The sequence below is a fragment of the Chelativorans sp. M5D2P16 genome (assembly GCF_034427935.1).
Classification (GTDB): Bacteria; Pseudomonadota; Alphaproteobacteria; order Rhizobiales; family Rhizobiaceae; genus Chelativorans.
In genome coordinates this window covers 1-19,362 of the sequence record NZ_JAXQNM010000036.1, presented here as the reverse complement: position 1 = coordinate 19,362, position 19,362 = coordinate 1, and the positions used below count along the sequence as shown (strand labels likewise).

Genomic DNA, 19,362 nt, shown 5'->3' with positions numbered 1-19,362 from the left:
GGATGGATCGTTTTTCAGGAAGGGCAGGGGCCCCGGCGCGAAGGCCGGGGCCGTATGTCCGGCTAAAGAAGGCCCGCGCCGCGCGCCCACTTGTACTTGGCGCCGAGCACCTCGACCGGAAGCTCGGTCGAATAGGGATAGGCCGGGATCCCGTGCTGGTAGAGATACTCGGAAGCCTCCTCGACCTCGTAGTCGCCGGCCAGCGACGCGACGATCGGCTTCTCGATGCCCTTCGCCGCCATTTCCTCCTTCACCTCGGAGACCAGTTTCGCGAAAACCATCGGCGGGGTGACGATCGTGTGCCAGTAGCCCAGGATGAGCGAGTGGATACGGTCGTCCTGGAGACCCAGCCTGATGGTGTTCTTGTAGGTCTCCGGCGGCTCGCCGCCGGTGATGTCGACCGGGTTGCCGGCCGCGCCGAAGGGCGGGATGAACTTGCGGAAGGCTGCGTCCAGATCATCGGGCATGGACATCAGCTCCAGCCCGTTGTCGACACAGGCGTCCGAAAGCAGGACGCCCGAGCCGCCGGCACCGGTGATGATGACCACATTTTCGCCCTTCGGCGTCGGCAGCACCGGCACGCCGCGGGCGAATTCGAGGAGCTGACGCAGCGAGCGGGCGCGGATGACGCCGACCTGCTGGAAAACGTCCTCGTAGATCTTGTCGTTGCCGGCAAGCGCCCCGGTATGCGAGGACGCCGCCTTGGCGCCCGCCGAGGTGCGCCCGGCTTTCAAGACCACCACGGGCTTCTTCTTCGAGACGCGGCGCGCGACCTCGGCAAAGGCCCGGCCGTCCTTCAGATCCTCGCAGTGCTGGGCGATGATCTTGGTGTTGTCGTCCTGCTCGAAGAAGGTGAGCAGGTCGTCCTCGTCGATGTCCGACTTGTTGCCGAGCCCGACGATGGCCGAAACGCCCATCTGCGCCGAACGCGAGAAGCCGATGATCGCCATGCCAATGCCGCCCGACTGCGAGGACAGTGCCGCCGACCCCTTTACGTCGTAAGCTGTGCAGAAGGTGGCGCACAGATTCTCCGGCGTATAGTAGAAGCCGTAGATATTCGGCCCCATCAGGCGGACATTGTATTTGCGGCCAATCTTGACGATCTCGTCCTGCAGTTCGGGCTCGCCCGCCTCGGCAAAGCCCGAGGGAATGAGAACCGCACCGGGGATGCCCTTTTCGCCGCATTCGGTCAGCGCGCCGGGGACGAACTTGGCCGGGATGGCGAAGATGGCTGTGTCGATTTCACCCGGCACGTCCTTTACGCTCTTATACGCCTTGTAGCCGAGGATCTCGTCGGCCTTGGGGTGGACGGGATAGATCTCGCCCTTGTAGCCGCCGTTGATGAGGTTCTTCATCACGGAGTTGCCGATCTTGCCCTCTTCCGAGGAGGCACCGATCACGGCGACCGCCTTCGGGCGCATGATCTTGTTCATGGCCGTGACGATCTCGTCCTGGCTCGGGCGATGGCGCGGTGCCTTCTGCGCAAAGTCGACGACGATGCGCACGTCGGCGGCGATCGCACCGTCCTTGGTGGCGAAGACCGGGTTGAGGTCGAGCTCGGAGATTTCCGGGTAGTCGTTCACGAGCTCGGAGACACGCACGATCATGTCCGCCAGCGCCTCGCGGTTAACGGGATCGCCGCCGCGCACGCCCTTCAGCATGTCTGCCGCCTGGACGCTGTCGAGCATCGACAGGGCTTCCTCCTGGGTGACCGGCGCGAGCCGGAAGGTGATGTCCTTCAGGACCTCGACCAGAATGCCGCCGAGACCGAAAGCCACCAGCTTGCCGAAGCTGCCGTCGGTCACTGAGCCGATGATGACCTCCTGGCCGCCGGTCAGCATCTGCTGCACCTGCACACCGCTGATGTCGGCCTTTGCGTTGTAGGCCTTGGCGTTGGCGATAATCTTGTCATAGCCGGCCTTGGCTTCTTCCTCTGTTTCGACGCCGACGATGACGCCGCCGGCTTCCGTCTTGTGCAGGATGTCCGGTGACACGATCTTCATGACCACCGGAAATCCCATCTCGGAGGCCAGCGAGGCGGCCTCCTCGGCACTTCCGGCAAGCCCTTCCTGCGGAACGGTGATGCCATAGGCATCGCACAGAAGCTTGCCCTCGGGAGCGGTCAGCGCCTCGCGGCCCTCGGCCTTCACCTTCTCCAATACGTTCCGAACGACGGTTTTATCGAGCATGCTCTCCTCCTTGGTGGGCGCCTGGTTTCAGTGACGAGGCGGAACTGGCGTGAGCCCGAGGGCAGAACAACAACTGCCTGGAAGCCGCCATTTTTGATGTTCTGGTATTTTGTATTCCAGAAGGGGAGCCTGTCAACTCCTAACTTCCAGCAGGCGGCCGTTTACCGGGGCGGCGAAAATCGCATCAAGTCGAAAGGGCATTGCTTTTCTGGCATAAGGAATACATTATGCCAAATGTAAGCCGTTGCGGAGGAAGCCTGTCGCGACTGGAATGGTAGTTTTGGAGGAGGGATTCGACATATGAATTCAACGTCATCATCGGAAGCAGCCGCCTATGGAAGTGGCGCGAAGGGCGTCGCCGACGCGGAGCTTCCGGGAAGGAATCAGGTCGTAAACCTGCACGCCCCTGGGACGGGAGTCAGGGATACCTGGAAGGCAATGGGCCCCGGCATCGCCGCCGCCATGACCGGCATCGGCGCCAGCCATCTCATGCATGCACCGACGGCAGGCGCCCAATACGGCTACGCGCTCCTGTGGATCATTCCAGTGGCCTATCTGTTGAAGTACTGCGCTTTCGAGTTCGCTCATCGCTACACGCTGGTCCGCGGCGAAAGCATCATGGAGGCTTATGAGCGTTTCGGCAAATGGCCATTGTGGTATCTGGGTTTCCAGTCACTGGCGAACACGTTCGGCATTGCGGGGAGAGCTCTGGGCTGCGCGGCGCTGCTGTGGGCGGCGTTTCCGTTTCTTTCCCTTCAGGTATGGGCGATCGTGATCCTGGTCACATGTGTCGGCATTCTGTGGGCGGGCAAATATGCAGCCCTCGAAAGTGCCGTGAAGCTGGCGATCATCGTCTTCGCCCTGGCTTCCCTAACAGCCTTCCTCCTGCAGGCGCCGAACCCGGCCGAATACATGACGCGCCTCCTGCCGACGCTTCCGCCGGTCGGTGCCGCGCTCCTGTTCGGGGCCATGTTCGGCTACTTCCCCACCACCGTCGAAGTGGCGCCTATGCAGTCCAACTGGGCCGTGGACAAAAAATCGGGCATGGTGAAGGTGCGCGAGCTGGAGCGGCAGGGCTACAAAGTCAATCTGGCTCCGAGCTACATGCGCAACTACATGAAGCTCTTCAAGCGCGACATGAACATCAGCTACATCGTCTCGATGGTGACGGGTATGGCCTTCCTGATCGTCGGTGCGGTCGTCCTGAATCCGATCGGGCTGGTGCCGGAAAGCCGTGAGATGGGCCTTACCATCGCCCGCATCTATACCGACACCTTCGGCGCCTGGATCTTCCCGATCATCATCGCCGGCGGCGTTGCGGCGCTGTTCTCGACCGTCTTCACCTATTTCGACGGCCAGGCGCGCATCTTCGAGGAGTGCTGCGTCCGCCTGCGGCGGTCGTGGGACGATGAGCGGACACGCATGCTCCTCTACCGGGGATTCCAGATCCTCTGGATCGTGGCCGGCACGGCGATCATCTACGGCTTGCCCCGCCCGATCTTCGTGGTGCAGATCGCCTCGGTCCTCGCCCTCCTGTTCTCGCCTCTTCTGTTCTGGATGAACATCAGGGCGATCAAGGACAACTTCACGGGTCCTGACCTCGAGTTCTTGCCGTCGAAGTTCATGTTCGCCTGGGCCTGGGCGGGCACGGCGGGTCTTGCGATCCTCAGCCTCTACGTTCTGTATCTGCAGTTCTTGAGCTGAGCAGCCGAGCGACCGGAGAGATCCACAGAATTGGGCCCGCTCCGCGGGCCCAATTTTTTTGCGCTGCGCCTGAATGAGATTCGCCAGCGGAACCGATTCGACCCGCGGGTGAAAGGCCGTCCTAGCTATGCTGCAAGTGCGAAGGTGGTATGCGAGATCTGGCATACAAAATTACGATCACACGGCCTATGTGGAGGATGTGTCATTCAGGGCCGCGCGGCGGCCGGATATCCTCCCAAGGAGAACACCATGAACATGCACTACAAGGCTGACAGCATCAGCGTACCGTACAAGGAGTCCTGGTGGCGTTCGTTCGGCCACGGCGTTGCCCGCTTCTTCAGGCAGATGTCGAACCGGGAAAATATCGTCATGGGCGCGCCCTGGCCGGCCCCCTCGCGCCGCCGCAAGTAACACCTTTCAAACGGTCGCGCGGACCGTGCGTGCCAGCAGAAAGCCCCGTCCGATCCGGCGGGGCTTTTTCTATTCTCGTCCGAGCAAAACCATGGCATTTTTGCCTCTTGCCGGAAGGGCCTGCGGCTCTGGCGGATGGCACCGCTGAGCCGCTGTCGCGTGCCGGCGCGGGCACCTCGGAGATGAGGGCATTCCCATACTAAAATCAAACGTCAGGAAAAATCCCGCAAACGGAAAGTAGACGGCGCTTTCCGGCGTGATGATGCGTTGCACAATACTTTGGGTCTTGACTTTGGGATGAGCTTAATGTGACATCTATGTTGGCATACAAAATGCCATAGGTAGTCGAGCGTTCGCTGCGGAGGGGGAGGAGAACAGCCCTCTGTTTCGATGCGCTCAGACCAACGGGAGGAAATCGATGGTAAAGTTGAAATCGTATGGCCTGGGGCTGGCGTTGTCCCTGGGGGCGGCCTCCGTGGCCACCACCCCGACTCTGGCGGCGGATTGGCAACCGCAAAGGCCGGTTGAATTCATCATCATGGCGGGAACCGGCGGTGGCGCCGACCAGATCGCCCGGCTGATGCAGGGCCTGATCGAGAAGAAGGACCTCTCGCCGATGCCCTTCATCCCGATCAACAAGGCCGGCGGTTCGGGCGCCGAGGCGCTGCGCTACATGAAGGACAAGGCGGGCGACGATCACACGCTTCTCGTCACCTTGAACAGCTTCTACACCACCCCGTTGGTGCAGGAGGGCCTCGGCGTCGACATTTCCGAGTTCACGCCGGTCGCCCGCATGGCGATCGACACGTTCCTGCTGTGGGTGCCGGCCGATTCCGAGATCTCGGATTTCGAGACCTGGGGCGAGCAGGTGGCGGAGATGAAAAAGGACTGGAAGGTCGGCGGCACCGGGACCGGCCAGGAAGATTCCATCCTTTTCGCCATGCTCGAGGCGGAGTTCGATACCGACGTCACCTACATCCCGTTCCCCGGTGGCGGCGACGTGGCCAAGAGCCTCGTCGGCAAGCACATCATGACCACCGTCAACAATCCGGCCGAGCAGATGGAGTTCTGGCGCGCCGGCCAGAGCAAGCCGCTTGTCCAGTTCACCGACGAGCGGATGGAATCCTTCCCCGATGTGCCCACCGCCAAGGAGCTCGGGCACGATCTGGTCTACTACATGCAGCGTTCCGTGAACGGTCCTCCGGGAATGTCTCCGGAAGCGCAGGAGTGGTACATCGCGCTGTTCGAGGAAATCTTCAATTCCGAGGAATGGCAGGACTTCTGCGAGTCAGACGGTCTGACCTGCAATGAGTTTTCAAGCGGGGAGGACCTGGGCCAGTTCCACAACGAGCAGCTGGCTCGCCACAAGGCACTCATCGAGCAGGTCGGGGCCGCGGCGATCACCAGCGAGTGACGGCGGCGCCATCGATGGGCGGGACTTCCCTTCAAGGGAAGTCCCCGGCGTAGCCACCGGGGGCATCGTCAAGGCACGCTTGATCCGATGCTCCCGGCGCCCGACGACATTGCCGAGTTCTGGGAGGAGGTGTCATGACCGTTCGTACGGCTGAGTTTACTGCGGCGATTTTGCTGAGTTTGGCTGCCCTCGGGCTGATGTGGAAGAGCACGGACGGCCTGTCGATAGGCTGGGTGTCGGGTGCGGGTCCCGGCTCGGGCTTCTGGCCCTTCTGGCTTTCCTTCGTGATGCTTCTGTCGAGCCTCGCGACTTTGGCGCGTTGCTTCTTCGGCGCCACCCCGCAATCCCGCTCGACCGAACAATTCATGGACCGGGAGACGGTGCAGATCGTCGGCACGACGGTGGCGGCGCTCTTCTTCTTGATCCTGGGGTCCTCCTATTTCGGGCTCTACGTCTCGCTGATAGCATTCCTTTTCTTCTACCTGAGAATCTTGGGCGGCCACTCATGGGGGGTTTCGGTTGGTCTGACGCTGTTCATCCCGATATTCGTCTTCTTCTTCTTTGAATACCTTATGACGATTCCGCTGCCGAAAGGGATTACCCAACCTCTCTTCTACCCGATCTACCAGCTGATCTACTGACCCATGCACTGTCTGCGAATAGAGGCCGCCGCACGTCTTGATGCCGGGCGGCCGCAGATCAGAACACAAAGGTAAAGGCAATGGAATCGATCCTCATTCCCCTTATGGGCGGTCTCGCCGATGCCCTTCAACCGGTCAATCTGACCATGCTCATCATCGGCTGCCTGATCGGCTTGTTCGTCGGAGCGATGCCCGGGCTGGGCTCGGTCAACGGGGTGGCGATCCTGCTGCCCGTCACCTTTCTCGTGCCGCCCGACGCAGCCATTATCTTCCTTGCAGCCGTCTATTACGGTGCCATGTACGGCGGCGCGGTCTCGTCCATCACGCTGGGTATTCCCGGCTCCTCGACGGCGGTGGCAACCGTCTTCGACGGACGACCGATGGCGCAGGCCGGAAGGGCCGACCAGGCGCTACTGACCGCGGCCATAGCCTCCTTTATCGGCGGCACCATCTCGGTGGTGCTGTTTACGTTGTTCGCTCCGCCGCTTGCCGCCTTCGCGCTCAAATTCGGGCCGGCGGAGGAATTCGCCCTGATGATGCTGGCTTTTGCGACCTTCGTCGGGCTCGGCGGCGATGACATTGCCAAGACCATCACATCCATCGTTGTCGGCCTGGTACTGGCGACCGTCGGCCTCGACATCATCTCGGGCAAGCCGCGTCTCATCTTCTTCGATCTGCCGGGCTTCTTCCACGGGGTGAACTTCCTCGTGCTGGCGATCGGCATCTACGGCATCGGCGAGATGCTGTGGACGCTGGAGCAGACCAAGGGCGACGTCCAGGTTCACCGCGTGCGCGCGGGGTGGCAGTCGATCAGGGAGCATCTGGGGCGTATCAAGGAATATCTCGTGCCCGCCAGCCTCAGCAGCTTGCTCGGCTATTTCGTCGGCATCCTGCCGGCGGCCGGCGCCACGCCGGGCTCGCTCATGGCCTACGGCATGACGAAGGCGCTGTCGAAGGATCCCGACAGCTTTGGCAAGGGCAACATCAGGGGCGTGGCGGCGCCCGAGGCGGCGAACAACGCCGCCTCCACCGGCTCGATGCTTCCGATGATCACGCTGGGAATCCCGGGCTCGCCGACAACGGCGATCCTGCTCGGCGGCATGATCATCTGGGGCCTGCGGCCGGGCCCGCTCCTGTTCACGGAGCACCCGGATTTCGTGTGGGGGCTCGTCGGCTCGCTCTACTTCGCCAATCTGGCCAGCGTGCTTTTCAACATCGCCCTCATTCCCGTCTTCGTGCGGGTGCTGACGCTCAAGTTCACCATCCTGGCGCCGGTCATCTTCGTGCTGTGCATCGTCGGCGGTTACGCGCCGACCCAGACCTTGCACGATATATGGCTGATGCTGCTGTTCGGTGTCGCGGGTTATCTGCTGCGCAAGCTCGACTATCCCGTCGCCCCGGCCGTCCTGGCCATCGTCCTCGGGCCGCTGGCCGAGCAGTCTCTGCGCCAGTCCCTCTTGTCCTCGCAGGGCGATCCGTTCATCTTTTTCGGACGGCCCCTTTCGGGGACATTCATGGCCGTGGCGGCGCTGCTCTTCGTGTATCCCTTCGTGGCGCGCTGGTGGCGTACGCGGCGTGCCGGAAACGGGGCCGTCCCCGCCCATGGCGGCGAGTCGCAAGGCTGAGGACCCAGCGCAGGAACCTGCCCGCAAACGGCTGCCGCTACCAAGCGGCAGCCGCCTTGCTTCCGCGAGGGCCATTCTCTTCGCGTTCCAACATGCCAGTTTGCCGCTATTCGAGCAGAAGAGGCCGTTCATACAGCGAAAAATTGTAGAAAATTTGCGATGCAACAAACCTGTTTTATAGAACAAGTGTTTGAAAATGCTTCTTGAATCATGAAGGACGAATGAGCTATGCCGCAAACGCGAAGGTGCTATGCAGCATCTGGTATACAAAATTACGGGCAAGCGCATTATGTCAGCGCCATCGGGAATGAGCCGATGGTGGCTCGCAATGTTTCAGGAGAGCACGATGAAGACGCATTGCAATGTCGAAACTCTTTCCATGCGGGATCGCCGGTGGCTGGATCACGGCTTCTCGCTCGGCTCGGCGCTGAAGCGCGCGATGCATCATACCAATTTTACCCCCGGCGCGTTTTGGCCCGCCGGTTCGCGCCACCGGGCATAACGTTCCGCGCACGGATTTCCGAGCGCCGCCCGACGGCCATGACATATCAGAACCCCTCCTTTCCCGCGTCGCGGGAGGAGGGGTTTTTGCTTGCCCGCATTCTGGCAGAATTGCCGGGGCGCCAACCTGCAAGTAGGAGCTGGCGCGCCGGAACATCAGGACCGCGCGCAGCGCTGGAGCACTCCCCGGATTTCATACTGCCCGGAACCTTTCGGCAGCACGCTTGTCCTGAGATGAGCGGCGAAAACGCGTGTCGGAAAGGTCCCTCCGCCATTGTGTCTAAAGGTGTGCGTGAGGGCCCTGAAGAGGTCGCGCGTGCGGCGGCTTGCCATGTTGATTTCCGGTCATCCGCGTTTGACTTTTGGTATTTATTATGCCAGAGAATGAGGAGAAGCGTGCCCGTCGACGGGCATGCTCGAAGACCGGTTTCTTGTACGGCGGCGCGTTCGCCGCGGCGAGATGCGGAAGGGAGGGGGTCGCCGCTTTTTGCGTGCCAGGCTTCAGGGCGCACGCCCGTGGTATTGGAACTTGACCGCCAAAAGGTGAGCCGACACCCGGACCTTCAGCTTGCCGGAACCGCCTCGTACCGCTCGACAGGGAAAAAGAGGGGCGCGGGGCAGGGGTGAGTTCAACAGGAGGAGCATATTCATGACGACCGTCACAATGGTTGAATCGCCGGCGGCCGACGTAGAGCCGGAGTTGACGGATGGTTTCCATCTCATCATCGACGCACTAAAGCTCAACGGAATCGACACGATCTATGGTGTGCCCGGCATTCCGATCACGGATCTCGGCCGCATGGCGCAGGCCGAGGGGATGCGCGTCATCTCTTTCCGGCATGAGCAGCATGCCGGCTATGCAGCCTCGGTTGCAGGCTTTCTGACGAAGAAGCCCGGCATCTGCTTGACCGTCTCGGCCCCCGGCTTCCTCAACGGCCTCACTGCGCTGGCCAATGCCACCACCAACTGTTTCCCGATGATCCTGATCTCAGGCTCCTCCGAGCGTGAGATCGTCGACCTGCAGCAGGGCGACTACGAGGAAATGGACCAGCTCGCCATCGCCAAGCCCTTCTGCAAGGCCGCCTTCCGCGTGCTGCATGCTGAGGACATCGGCATCGGCGTGGCACGCGCGATCCGCGCCGCCGTCTCGGGGCGCCCGGGTGGCGTCTACCTCGACCTTCCCGCGAAACTCCTTCCGCAGACGTTGGAGGCGGAAGCCGGGCAGCGGTCGCTTGTCAAGGTCATCGACCCGGCACCGGCACAGCTTCCTGCACCGTCCGCCGTCAAACGCGCGCTCGACGTGCTCAAGGGCGCGGAACGTCCGCTGATCATCCTTGGCAAGGGCGCTGCCTATGCCCAGGCCGATAAGGAAATCCGCGCTTTGGTCGAGAAGAGCGGCGTGCCCTTCCTGCAAATGAGCATGGCCAAGGGCCTGTTGCCCGATACGCATCCGAAATCGGCAGGGCCCGCTCGTTCCTTGGCGTTGAAGAATTCCGACGTCGTGATGCTGATCGGCGCCCGTCTCAACTGGCTTCTGTCACACGGCAAGGGCAAGTCCTGGGGCGAGCCCGGCTCGAAGAAATTCATCCAGATCGACATCGAGCCGAAGGAGATGGACTCGAATGTCGAGATCGTCGCCCCGGTCGTCGGCGATATCGGCTCCTGCGTTTCGGCCCTGCTTGAGGGGCTGGGAGACAATTGGCCCGCGCCGCCGACGGATTGGATCAACGCCATCAATGCCAAAAAGGAAGAGAACATCGGCAAGATGGCGTTGCGCCTGAAGAAGAACTCGTCGCCCATGGACTTCCACGGGGCGCTCGGTGCACTGCGCACCGTCATCAAGGAGCGGCCGGATGCGATCCTCGTCAACGAGGGCGCCAACACACTCGACCTCGCCCGCGGCGTCATCGACATGTACCAGCCGCGCAAACGGCTCGACGTCGGCACCTGGGGTGTCATGGGCATCGGCATGGGGTTCGCCGTCGCCGCGGCGATCGAGACCGGCAAGCCGGTGCTTGCGGTGGAGGGCGATTCCGCCTTCGGCTTCTGCGGCATGGAGGTGGAGACGATCTGCCGCTACAACCTGCCGGTGTGTATCGTCATCTTCAACAACAACGGCATCTACCGCGGCACCGACGTCAATCCGGTCGGCGGGGAGGATGCCGCGCCGACCGTCTTCGTCAAGGACGCGCGCTACGACAAGATGATGGATGCCTTCGGCGGCGTCGGCGTGCACGTAACGACCCCCGACGAGCTTTATCGCGCCGTCAGTGATGCGATGGACTCCGGCAAGCCGACTCTCATCAACGCCGCCATCGATCCGGCGGCTGGTACCGAAAGCGGCCGTATCGGCAACCTCAATCCGCAAAGCACGGTCAAGAAGAAGTAGGAGCATCCGATGAAAGCGCTTGAAGGCGTCCGCATCCTCGATTTCACACACGTTCAGTCGGGTCCGACCTGCACGCAGCTGCTGGCCTGGTTTGGCGCCGACGTGATCAAGGTCGAGCGTCCCGGCATTGGCGATATCACGCGCGGCCAGCTGCGCGACCTGGCCGATGCCGACAGCCTGTATTTCACCATGCTCAACCACAACAAGCGCTCGATCACGCTCGATACGAAGAATGAGCGGGGCAAAGCGGTGCTCGCGGCCCTGATCGAGCAGTGCGACGTGATGGTGGAGAACTTCGCCCCCGGGGCGCTGGATCGCATGGGTTTTTCCTGGGAGCGCATCCAGGAGCTGAACCCGGCGATGATCCTGGCCTCGATCAAAGGCTTCGGCCCCGGCCCCTATGCCGATTGCAAAGTTTATGAGAACGTCGCGCAGTGCACGGGCGGGGCGGCCTCGACAACCGGTTTCCGGGACGGTGTGCCGCTGGTAACGGGCGCGCAGATCGGCGATTCGGGCACCGGCCTGCATCTGTGCCTGGGCATCGTTGCCGCGCTGTTTCAGCGCACCAAGTCCGGGCGGGGGCAGAAGGTCTCCGTGGCCATGCAGGATGGCGTGTTGAATCTTTGCCGGGTCAAAATGCGCGACCAGCAGCGCCTGGCGCACGGGCCGCTCAAGGAGTACAGCCAGTACGGCGAAGGCATCCCCTTCGGCGACACGGTACCGCGCGCCGGCAATGATTCGGGCGGCGGCCAGCCCGGCCGTATTCTCAAATGCAAGGGGTGGGAGACGGACCCGAACGCCTACATCTATTTCATCACCCAGGCCCCGGTCTGGGAGGCGATCTGCGATGTGATCGGCGAGCCGGACTGGAAGACCAATCCCGACTATGCGACTCCCGAGGCACGCCTGCCGCGTCTCAACGAGGTCTTCGAGCGCATCGAGGCGTGGACCTCGACGAGGGAGAAGTTCGAGGCCATGGAGATCCTCAATGCGCGGGACATTCCCTGCGGCCCGATCCTCTCCATGAAGGAACTGGCCGAGGACGCCTCGTTGCGCGAGACCGGCACCGTCGTCGAGGTGGAGCACCCCGCCCGCGGGAAGTACCTGTCGGTAGGCAACCCGATCAAGCTGTCGGAAAGCCCCACCGACGTGGTGCGTTCGCCGCTTCTCGGCGAACACACGGAGGAGATCCTGCGCGAAGTCCTTCAATTCGACGACCAGACCGTCGAGGAACTGCAGAAGAGCGGCGCAATCGGTGCGCCGCGCCGGCTGGCGGCCGAATAATCTGTCCTGCCTCCCCGGGGCATATTGGCGGCGGTACCTGCGGGTGCCGCCGCTTTTTTCTTTCTGCACAAATTCTGCTGGTGCGGCCGCCATCGTCACCATAGCGACGTCGGACGTTGAGCGTCTCACCGGGCCTCATGGGTTCCAGCCGCCGCTGCCATATTGACGTGTAATGATCTCGAGGAGATGACCATTCGGGTCCTCGAAATAGACCCCGCGGCCGCCATCATGGTGGTTGATCTCGCCCTGCTGCACCCGGCCGGGATCAGCCCAATACGGGAGATTCCTTTCACGGATGCGACCGAAGATTTCGTCAAACTCGGATTCACCGACGAGGAAGGCATAGTGCTGCGGTTTGATCTCGCCGTCGGCGTTCGCATAATCGAGGTCGGCACCGTTTTCAGTCGTGACCATCTGGAAAGGTCCCCAGTGCCGCGGAGGTGGAAGGCCGAGCATTTCCGCCAGGAATTTTGCTGATGCCTTGCTGTTACGGGCCCACAGGATCGTGTGATTGAAATCGATAGCCATGTCACCCTCCTTGTGATCTGTTCCTTTCAAGGGTTGCCCAGGTTTTGACCTCGGAAGCTGAAACCGGATGGTCGGGGTGCATACCCCTCCAAGAGGAGTTTCCGTTACGGCGAATATTCGTGCGCCAGCGATCGAAACAGAAATGGTCGCAACGGCGCGTCTGTTCCATGGTTGGGCCGACACCGCACCACCGGTTCCGATTGACACGCATTAAATCAATTGGCATTATGTATGCCACATCGGATATGCGCAGCATCGCGTCTGTCCGACCGGGCACCGACGGGATTCAACCCCTTGGACAGGAGGAGACGCATGAGGCTGCACGAATTCCAATCCAAGGCCCTGCTCGCGGGCTACGGGATCACGGTGCCGGAAGGGCATGTCGCGCTGACGGCACAGGATGCGCGCCGCGCCGCCGACGAGATCGGCGGTGGTCCCTTAGCGGTCAAGGCGCAAATCCAGGCGGGCGGACGCGGTCGTGCGAATGCGGTGCGCCTCGTCGCCACTGCCGCCGAGGCGGCGCAGGCGGCGGAGGATCTGCTCGGGCAGCGCATCACCACGGAGCAGACGGGCCCGGCCGGCTACGCGGTCCGGCGTGTGCTTGTCGAGACCGCCTTGAGACCGCTGCGGAGCCTCTATCTCTCGCTTTTCATCGATGCGCGCGCTGCACAGATCACCCTGCTTGCCGGCGCGGATGGCGGCGTCGAGATCGAGGACAAGGTGCGGGAGGGCAGCGCCCGGCTGGAACGCCTGCCACTGGTGCCCTCCTCGTCGCTGCAAGACGAGGTGGCGGAGTTGGGCGGCAAGCTCGGTCTGGAGCAGCGCCAGCTTTCCTCCTTCGTCGCCTTGGTCGAACAGCTTCGAAAGGCCTTCACGGAGCTGGACGCCGTGCTGATCGAGCTCAACCCGCTGGCGATCACAGAAGACGATGCATTCGTGGCGCTGGACGCCAAGATGACGGTGGACGACAACGCGCTCTTCCGCCATCCCGAGCTCGCTGCCCTGCGCGACGATCACGAGAGCGACGAGATAGAGCTCGTGGCGCAGAACCGGCAGCTCAATTATGTCCGCATGGACGGCGATATCGGCCTGGTTGCGAACGGGGCCGGGCTGGGCCTGGCGACGCTCGACATGGTGCGCGCCGCCAATGGCCGGCCGGCGAATTTCATGGACATCCGCACCACGGCGACCAGCCTCGACGTTGCTCACGGCTTTGCGCTGCTCCTCGACAACCCTGCAGTGAGGGCGATCCTGGTCAATGTTCATGGCGGCGGCATGCAACCCTGCGATACGATTGCCGACGGGCTGGGTGTCGCCATGCGGCGCACGGGCCGCTCCTGCCCGACGGTCGTGCGCCTGGCCGGGAACAATGCCGAATATGCGCGCTTTCGCTTCGCCAATTTCGGCTGCGACGTCATCGATTGTCCCGATATGTGGAGCGCGGTGACCCGGGCGGTCGCCATTGCCGAGGAAAGGGGAGGGCGGTCATGACCATTCTCGTCGACGAGAACACCAGGGTGATCTGCCAGGGAATGACCGGGCGGGCCGGCACACACTACTCGGCGGTCATGCTCGAATACGGCACGAAGATCGTTGGCGGGGTGCGCCCGGGCAAGGGCGGAACCCGCCACCTGAGCCTGCCGGTCTACGACATCGTGGCCGAGGCGATGGCGGAAACGGGGGCGAATGCCAGCATGGTGTTCGCGCCGCCGGCCAATGCCGCCGCCGCCATCATCGAGGCGATCGAGGCGGAGATGCCGCTCGTTGTGGCTTTGACGGAGCGCGTGCCCGTGCACGATATGCTGCGCGTGCGCGATGCCCTGAAGCAGAGTTCGACCATCCTCATCGGACCGAACACGCAGGGCATCCTAGCGCCGGAAGTCTGCAAGATCGGCGTCATGGCCACCGGCAACGCGCGCCGCGGCAACATCGGCATCCTGTCGCGTTCGGCCTCTCTGACCAGCGAGGTGACCGCCCAGGTCACGGCGGCCGGGCTCGGCCAGTCCACCACGGTCGGCATCGGCGGCGATGTCATTCACGGGCTCGGCATGCGCGCCTGTTTCGAGATGTTCCTGGCCGATGCCGATACGCGGGGCGTGGTCGTGGTCGGCGAGATCGGCGGTTCCGAGGAGGAGGAACTGGCTGATTTCATCGCCGAATCGAAGCCTGACATGCCGGTCGTGGCGCTCGTCGTCGGCCGCCACGCGCCGCCGGAGCGGCGCATGGGCCACGCCGGCGCCATCGCGCAGGACGCGACCGGAGAGGCCGAAAGCAAGATCAGGACGCTGCGGGAGGCGGGCGTGATCATCGCTGAAAGCCCGCACCTGGTTGGTGAAACCATCCGCGAGGCGATGCTGGTCACACAGTAGGGCGGGAAGCCGGGGCACGCGCCTGGCAGAGGCCGGAACATCTCTGCCAGGCGTCATCCCGGAAAGCGCAGCTTTGTCCGGGACCCATTCCGGACCCTGGAAAGGTCAGGGAATGGATTCCGAACGGCCGTCGCTCGCGCGCCGGCATCCGGAATGACGGCGGCGCGCGGTAGCGGGCTCCACCAGTGACAGCTACTGAACGAACGTGTTCGAGAGCGTACCGATTCCCTCGATGCTGACCGAGACCTCGTTGCTCGGCTCCTTCATGCTGCCGACGCCGATCGAAGTGCCGCAGCAGATGAGATCGCCCGGGAGCAGGGTCATGTCCTTGGAAAGAGCACTCACGAGGCGAGGAACGGGGAAGATCATGTTGCTCAACGGATAATTCTGCCGCTCCACGCCATTGAGTTCGGTCCTGACGGCAAGGCTTGCGGGATCGATGTCGGTGGCGATCACCGGTCCGAAGGGGCCGAACCCGTCGAAGCTCTTGGCGCGGGCCCATTGGGCGAAGGTGCTGTCGCGGCTGATGATGTCGGATGCCGTCACGTCGTTGACGCAGGTGTAGCCGAAGACGGCCGCTGCCGCCTCGCTTTCCGATGCGTTGCTGCAGGTGCGCCCGATGACGATGCCGAGTTCGCCCTCATAGACCACCCGCTCCGTGTAGGAGGGCGGGCGCCGGATGGTGGCGCCGGGCGCGGCGATGCTGGAGACCGCCTTCAGGAGGTAGAGCGGTTCTTCCGGCTCGGCGACGCCGAGCTTTGCCGCGAGCGCGCTGAAATTGTTCCAGAGCGCGATGATCTTCGACGGTTGGCAGGGTGCGAGCAACCGCACAGCCGAGAGCGGCCGGCGCTGGTCCGTCGGTTGCGGATTGTCGAAGAGGTTTCCGGTGTGCAGGACGATCTCATCCCCGTCGAGAATGCCGAAACCCTGCCGGCCGCCGTCTTCGAAATGCACCCATTTGGTCATGTCGGTTCCTCCTCCTGCTGTTGCACGTTCGTTTTGCGCTTTGCACCCTACTGTTCGAGTGCCTTGACGATGTCCTCGGTCATTTTCTTTGCGTCGCCGAGCAGCATCATGGTTCCGTCCTTGTAGAACAGGGTGTTGTCGATGCCGGCGTAGCCGGAGCCGAGGGAGCGCTTGACGAACAGGCAGGTGCGGGCCTTGTCGACGTCGAGGATCGGCATGCCGTAGATGGGCGAGGCCTTGTCGTCGCGGGCGGCCGGGTTGGTGACGTCGTTGGCGCCGATCACGTAGGCGATGTCGGCCTGGGTGAACTCGGCGTTGATGTCTTCGAGCTCGAACACCTCGTCGTAAGGAACCTGGGCCTCGGCCAGAAGCACGTTCATGTGCCCGGGCATGCGGCCGGCGACCGGATGGATGGCGTATTTCACCTCGACGCCCGCCGCCTTCAGCTTGTCGGCCATTTCTCTCAGCGCATGCTGGGCCTGGGCCACCGCCATGCCGTAGCCCGGCACGATGATCACCTTCTGGGCATTCTGCATCAGATAGGCCGCATCGTCCGCCGAGCCCTGCTTGACCGTGCGCTCGATGCCGTCGTCCGCCGCGGCGGAAGTCTCGCCGCCGAAGCCGCCGAGGATGACGGAGATGAAGGAGCGGTTCATGCCCTTGCACATGATGTAGGACAGGATCGCGCCCGACGAGCCGACCAGCGCCCCGGTGATGATCAGCGCCAGATTGCCGAGCGTGAAGCCGATGCCGGCCGCCGCCCAGCCCGAATAGGAGTTGAGCATCGAGACCACCACCGGCATGTCGGCGCCGCCGATCGGGATGATCATCAGGACACCCAAGGCCAGCGACAGCAGGACGATCAGCCAGAACACCGTCGTGCTCTGGGTCGTCACCAGCAGGGCGATCAGCACGATCAGCGCGAGGCCGAGCCCGGCATTGACCACATGGCGGGCCGGCAGGAGGATCGGCTTGCCCGACATGCGCCCGTCGAGCTTCAGAAAGGCGATGATGGAGCCGGTGAAGGTGATGGCGCCGATCGCCACGCCGAGCGACATCTCGACCAGCGCCTGGGCGTGGATGGCGCCCAGCGTGCCGATGCCGAAGCTTTCCGGGGAATAGAGCGCGGCCGCCGCCACCATGACGGCGGCAAGGCCGACGAGCGAGTGGAAGGCGGCGACGAGCTGCGGCATCTTGGTCATCTGGATGCGCCGGGCGATCACCGCGCCGGCGCCGCCGCCGGCGGCCAGCCCGAGGACGATCAGCCCCAGCCCGCCGGCAGACGGCGTGGCGATGGCGAGCGTCGTCAGGATGGCGATCCCCATGCCCGCCATGCCGAAATAATTGCCCTGCCGGCTGGTCGTCGGGTGCGACAGGCCCCTGAGCGCCAGGATGAACAGGATGCCGGAAACGAGATAGAGGAAGGAAGCAAGCTCGGCGTTCACGTCACTTGTCCTTCTTCTTGTACATGGAAAGCATGCGGCTGGTCACCAGGAAGCCGCCGAAGATGTTGACCGAGGCGAGCACCAGGGCAACGAAGCCGAAGCCGGTCGCCAGCCCCGAGGCCGAGATGCCGACGGCCAGCAGCGCGCCGACGACGATCACCGAGGAGATGGCGTTGGTGACGCTCATCAAAGGCGTGTGCAGGGCCGGCGTGACCGACCACACCACGTAGTAGCCGACGAAGATCGCCAGAACGAAGATGGCGAAGCGGAAGACAAAGGGGTCGACCGCCCCGCCGGTGGCGCCGTGCGCCAGGGCGCCGGCGGCATCGGCCGCCTCGAAGTTCTCGACGGCGGCGCGCACGCCCGCCGTGGCGCGCTCGAGCTGCTCGAGCGCCCGTTCGACTGCGGTGGGTTCCATCAGTTCTCTCCCCCCGTTGTGTTCGTGCTGCCGGCCGTCCCGGCGGGTGCGGCGGCGCCGGCCGCGGTCTGCTTCGGCTTGGCGGCGTCCGACTTGGCCGCGTCCGACTTGGCCGCGTCCGACTTGGTGGCGTCCGACTTGGCCGCGCCAGATCCGGATGCCCCCGTCTTGGCGGCACCCGACTTGGCCGTAGTGGTCTTGGCCGTGCCGGTCTTGGCGCCCGTGCTCCTGGCCGTGCCGGTCCTGGCTGCGCCTCTCTTGGATGCGCTTCTCTGGGCGCCCGCCGGCTTCTTCGCCGCGCCGCCCTTCGCCCCGCCGGCCGCCGGGGCCGCCTCGGCAAGGTTCGGATGCACCACCTTGCCCGCATGGGTCAGAAGCGTCGCCTTGACCAGCTCGTCGTCGAAGTCGATGGCAAGCGCCCCCTTCTCCTTGTCGACCAGCGTCTCCAGGAAGGCATAGAGGTTGCGCGCATAAAGAAGCGAGGCCGAGGCCGCCACCCGGCCCGGCACGTTCAGATGGCCGAGGATCTTCACCCCGCCCGCCGTCGTCACCACCTCGCCGGGCTTGGCGCCCTCCACATTGCCGCCGCGCTCGACCGCCAGATCGACGATCACCGAGCCAGCCCGCATGGACTTGACCATCTCGGCCGATACCAGCTTCGGCGCCGGCCGGCCGGGGATCAGCGCCGTGGTGATCACGATGTCCTGCTTGGCGATGTGCCCGGAAACGAGCTCTCCTTGAGCCTTTTTCTCCTCGTCCGTCAATTCGCGCGCATAGCCGCCCTCGCCGGAGGCGTCCTTCAAGGCCTCGGTCATGACGAACTTGGCCCCGAGCGAGGCGACCTGCTCGCCCGCCGCCGCCCGCACGTCGGTCGCCGAGACCACCGCGCCCAGACGCCGCGCCGTGGCGATCGCCTGCAGGCCGGCCACGCCGGCGCCCATCACGAACACCTTCGCCGCCGGCACCGTGCCCGCCGCCGTCATCATCATCGGCAGCGCCCGGTCATATTCCGCCGCCGCATCGATCACCGCCCGGTAGCCGGCAAGGTTCGCCTGCGAGGACAAGACGTCCATCGACTGCGCCCGCGTGATGCGCGGCATGAACTCCATGGCGAACGCCGTCAGCCCGGCCTTCGCCAGCGCCGCAACCTCGCCCTCGTGGCCGTAAGGGTCCATGGCGGCGATCACCACCGCGCCTTTTTTATAGCCCTTGACCTCGGCCGCCTCCGGCCGCCGCACCTTCAAGACCACGTCGGCCTTGCCGGCATCGGAAGCCGCGCCAACCTTCGCCCCGGCCTTCTCGTACTCGGCATCGGAAATGCGCGAGGCAACCCCCGCACCCTTCTCGACCACAACCGAAAAGCCAAGACCGACAAGCCGCTTCACCGTGTCCGGCGAAGCCGAAACACGTCCCTCGCCAGCAGCCCGCTCTCGACCAACAAATATCGTCTGTCCCACCGTCTGTTCCTTGTCGTTGGA

The 19,362-nt window shown here is 63.7% G+C and carries 16 protein-coding genes; 10 read left to right on the top strand and 6 right to left on the bottom strand.

The window, feature by feature from the left end:
- Nucleotides 1-62 precede the first annotated feature (62 nt).
- Nucleotides 63-2,189, bottom strand: a complete 2,127-nt coding sequence (locus tag SIN08_RS16145) for an acetate--CoA ligase family protein (RefSeq protein ID WP_322452625.1) — start codon at nt 2,187-2,189, stop codon at nt 63-65.
- Nucleotides 2,190-2,627: 438 nt separating this feature from the next.
- Here SIN08_RS16145 and SIN08_RS16140 point away from each other — a divergent pair, with 438 nt between their 5' ends.
- From SIN08_RS16140 to frc, 8 genes are all read left to right on the top strand, one after another.
- On the top strand, nt 2,628-3,893 hold the full coding sequence (locus tag SIN08_RS16140; RefSeq protein WP_322452624.1) for an Nramp family divalent metal transporter: 1,266 nt from the start codon (nt 2,628-2,630) through the stop codon (nt 3,891-3,893).
- Between the two features lie 249 nt (nt 3,894-4,142).
- The gene (locus tag SIN08_RS16135; protein WP_322452623.1) at nt 4,143-4,304 is read left to right on the top strand and encodes a hypothetical protein; all 162 of its coding nucleotides are present in this window, start codon (nt 4,143-4,145) and stop codon (nt 4,302-4,304) included.
- 418 nt (nt 4,305-4,722) lie between these two features.
- On the top strand, nt 4,723-5,718 hold the full coding sequence (locus SIN08_RS16130) for a Bug family tripartite tricarboxylate transporter substrate binding protein (protein WP_322452622.1): 996 nt from the start codon (nt 4,723-4,725) through the stop codon (nt 5,716-5,718).
- A 134-nt stretch (nt 5,719-5,852) separates the two neighbouring features.
- Nucleotides 5,853-6,359, top strand: a complete 507-nt coding sequence (locus SIN08_RS16125) for a tripartite tricarboxylate transporter TctB family protein (RefSeq protein WP_322452621.1) — start codon at nt 5,853-5,855, stop codon at nt 6,357-6,359.
- An 80-nt stretch (nt 6,360-6,439) separates the two neighbouring features.
- Entirely contained in the window at nt 6,440-7,984 is a 1,545-nt protein-coding gene (locus SIN08_RS16120; RefSeq protein WP_322452620.1) for a tripartite tricarboxylate transporter permease, read from the top strand.
- Nucleotides 7,985-8,234: 250 nt separating this feature from the next.
- Nucleotides 8,235-8,486 (top strand): hypothetical protein, encoded by a 252-nt coding sequence (locus tag SIN08_RS16115; RefSeq protein ID WP_322452619.1) that lies wholly within the window; start codon nt 8,235-8,237, stop codon nt 8,484-8,486.
- Between the two features lie 648 nt (nt 8,487-9,134).
- Nucleotides 9,135-10,874: an oxalyl-CoA decarboxylase gene (gene oxc, locus SIN08_RS16110; protein WP_322452618.1), complete on the top strand. Its 1,740-nt coding sequence runs from the start codon at nt 9,135-9,137 to the stop codon at nt 10,872-10,874.
- A gap of 9 nt (nt 10,875-10,883) precedes the next feature.
- Nucleotides 10,884-12,158, top strand: coding sequence for a formyl-CoA transferase (frc, locus tag SIN08_RS16105; RefSeq protein ID WP_322452617.1), 1,275 nt, complete (start codon nt 10,884-10,886; stop codon nt 12,156-12,158).
- A gap of 135 nt (nt 12,159-12,293) precedes the next feature.
- Here frc and SIN08_RS16100 read toward each other — a convergent pair whose 3' ends face one another.
- Complete coding sequence (locus SIN08_RS16100; protein ID WP_322452616.1) at nt 12,294-12,686, bottom strand: VOC family protein; 393 nt, start codon at nt 12,684-12,686, stop codon at nt 12,294-12,296.
- Between the two features lie 312 nt (nt 12,687-12,998).
- Between SIN08_RS16100 and sucC the strand changes: the two genes are divergently transcribed.
- Together sucC and sucD are read left to right on the top strand one after the other, a co-directional pair.
- Nucleotides 12,999-14,177, top strand: a complete 1,179-nt coding sequence (sucC, locus tag SIN08_RS16095) for an ADP-forming succinate--CoA ligase subunit beta (protein ID WP_322452615.1) — start codon at nt 12,999-13,001, stop codon at nt 14,175-14,177.
- Nucleotides 14,174-15,055 (top strand): succinate--CoA ligase subunit alpha, encoded by an 882-nt coding sequence (sucD, locus tag SIN08_RS16090; RefSeq protein WP_322452614.1) that lies wholly within the window; start codon nt 14,174-14,176, stop codon nt 15,053-15,055. Before sucC ends, sucD begins: the two co-directional genes overlap by 4 nt.
- A 192-nt stretch (nt 15,056-15,247) precedes the next feature.
- Here the strand turns inward: sucD and SIN08_RS16085 are convergent, their stop codons facing one another.
- Genes SIN08_RS16085 through SIN08_RS16070 form a run of 4 tightly spaced genes read right to left on the bottom strand, consistent with a single transcriptional unit; the run spans nt 15,248 to nt 19,341 of the window.
- Nucleotides 15,248-16,021 (bottom strand): fumarylacetoacetate hydrolase family protein, encoded by a 774-nt coding sequence (locus SIN08_RS16085; RefSeq protein ID WP_322452613.1) that lies wholly within the window; start codon nt 16,019-16,021, stop codon nt 15,248-15,250.
- Between the two features lie 47 nt (nt 16,022-16,068).
- Nucleotides 16,069-17,466 (bottom strand): NAD(P)(+) transhydrogenase (Re/Si-specific) subunit beta, encoded by a 1,398-nt coding sequence (locus SIN08_RS16080; protein ID WP_322449554.1) that lies wholly within the window; start codon nt 17,464-17,466, stop codon nt 16,069-16,071.
- 1 nt (nt 17,467) lies between these two features.
- On the bottom strand, nt 17,468-17,884 hold the full coding sequence (locus SIN08_RS16075; RefSeq protein ID WP_322449553.1) for an NAD(P) transhydrogenase subunit alpha: 417 nt from the start codon (nt 17,882-17,884) through the stop codon (nt 17,468-17,470).
- Nucleotides 17,884-19,341 (bottom strand): Re/Si-specific NAD(P)(+) transhydrogenase subunit alpha, encoded by a 1,458-nt coding sequence (locus SIN08_RS16070; protein WP_322449552.1) that lies wholly within the window; start codon nt 19,339-19,341, stop codon nt 17,884-17,886. Before SIN08_RS16070 ends, SIN08_RS16075 begins: the two co-directional genes overlap by 1 nt.
- Between the last annotated feature and the right edge of the window lie 21 nt (nt 19,342-19,362).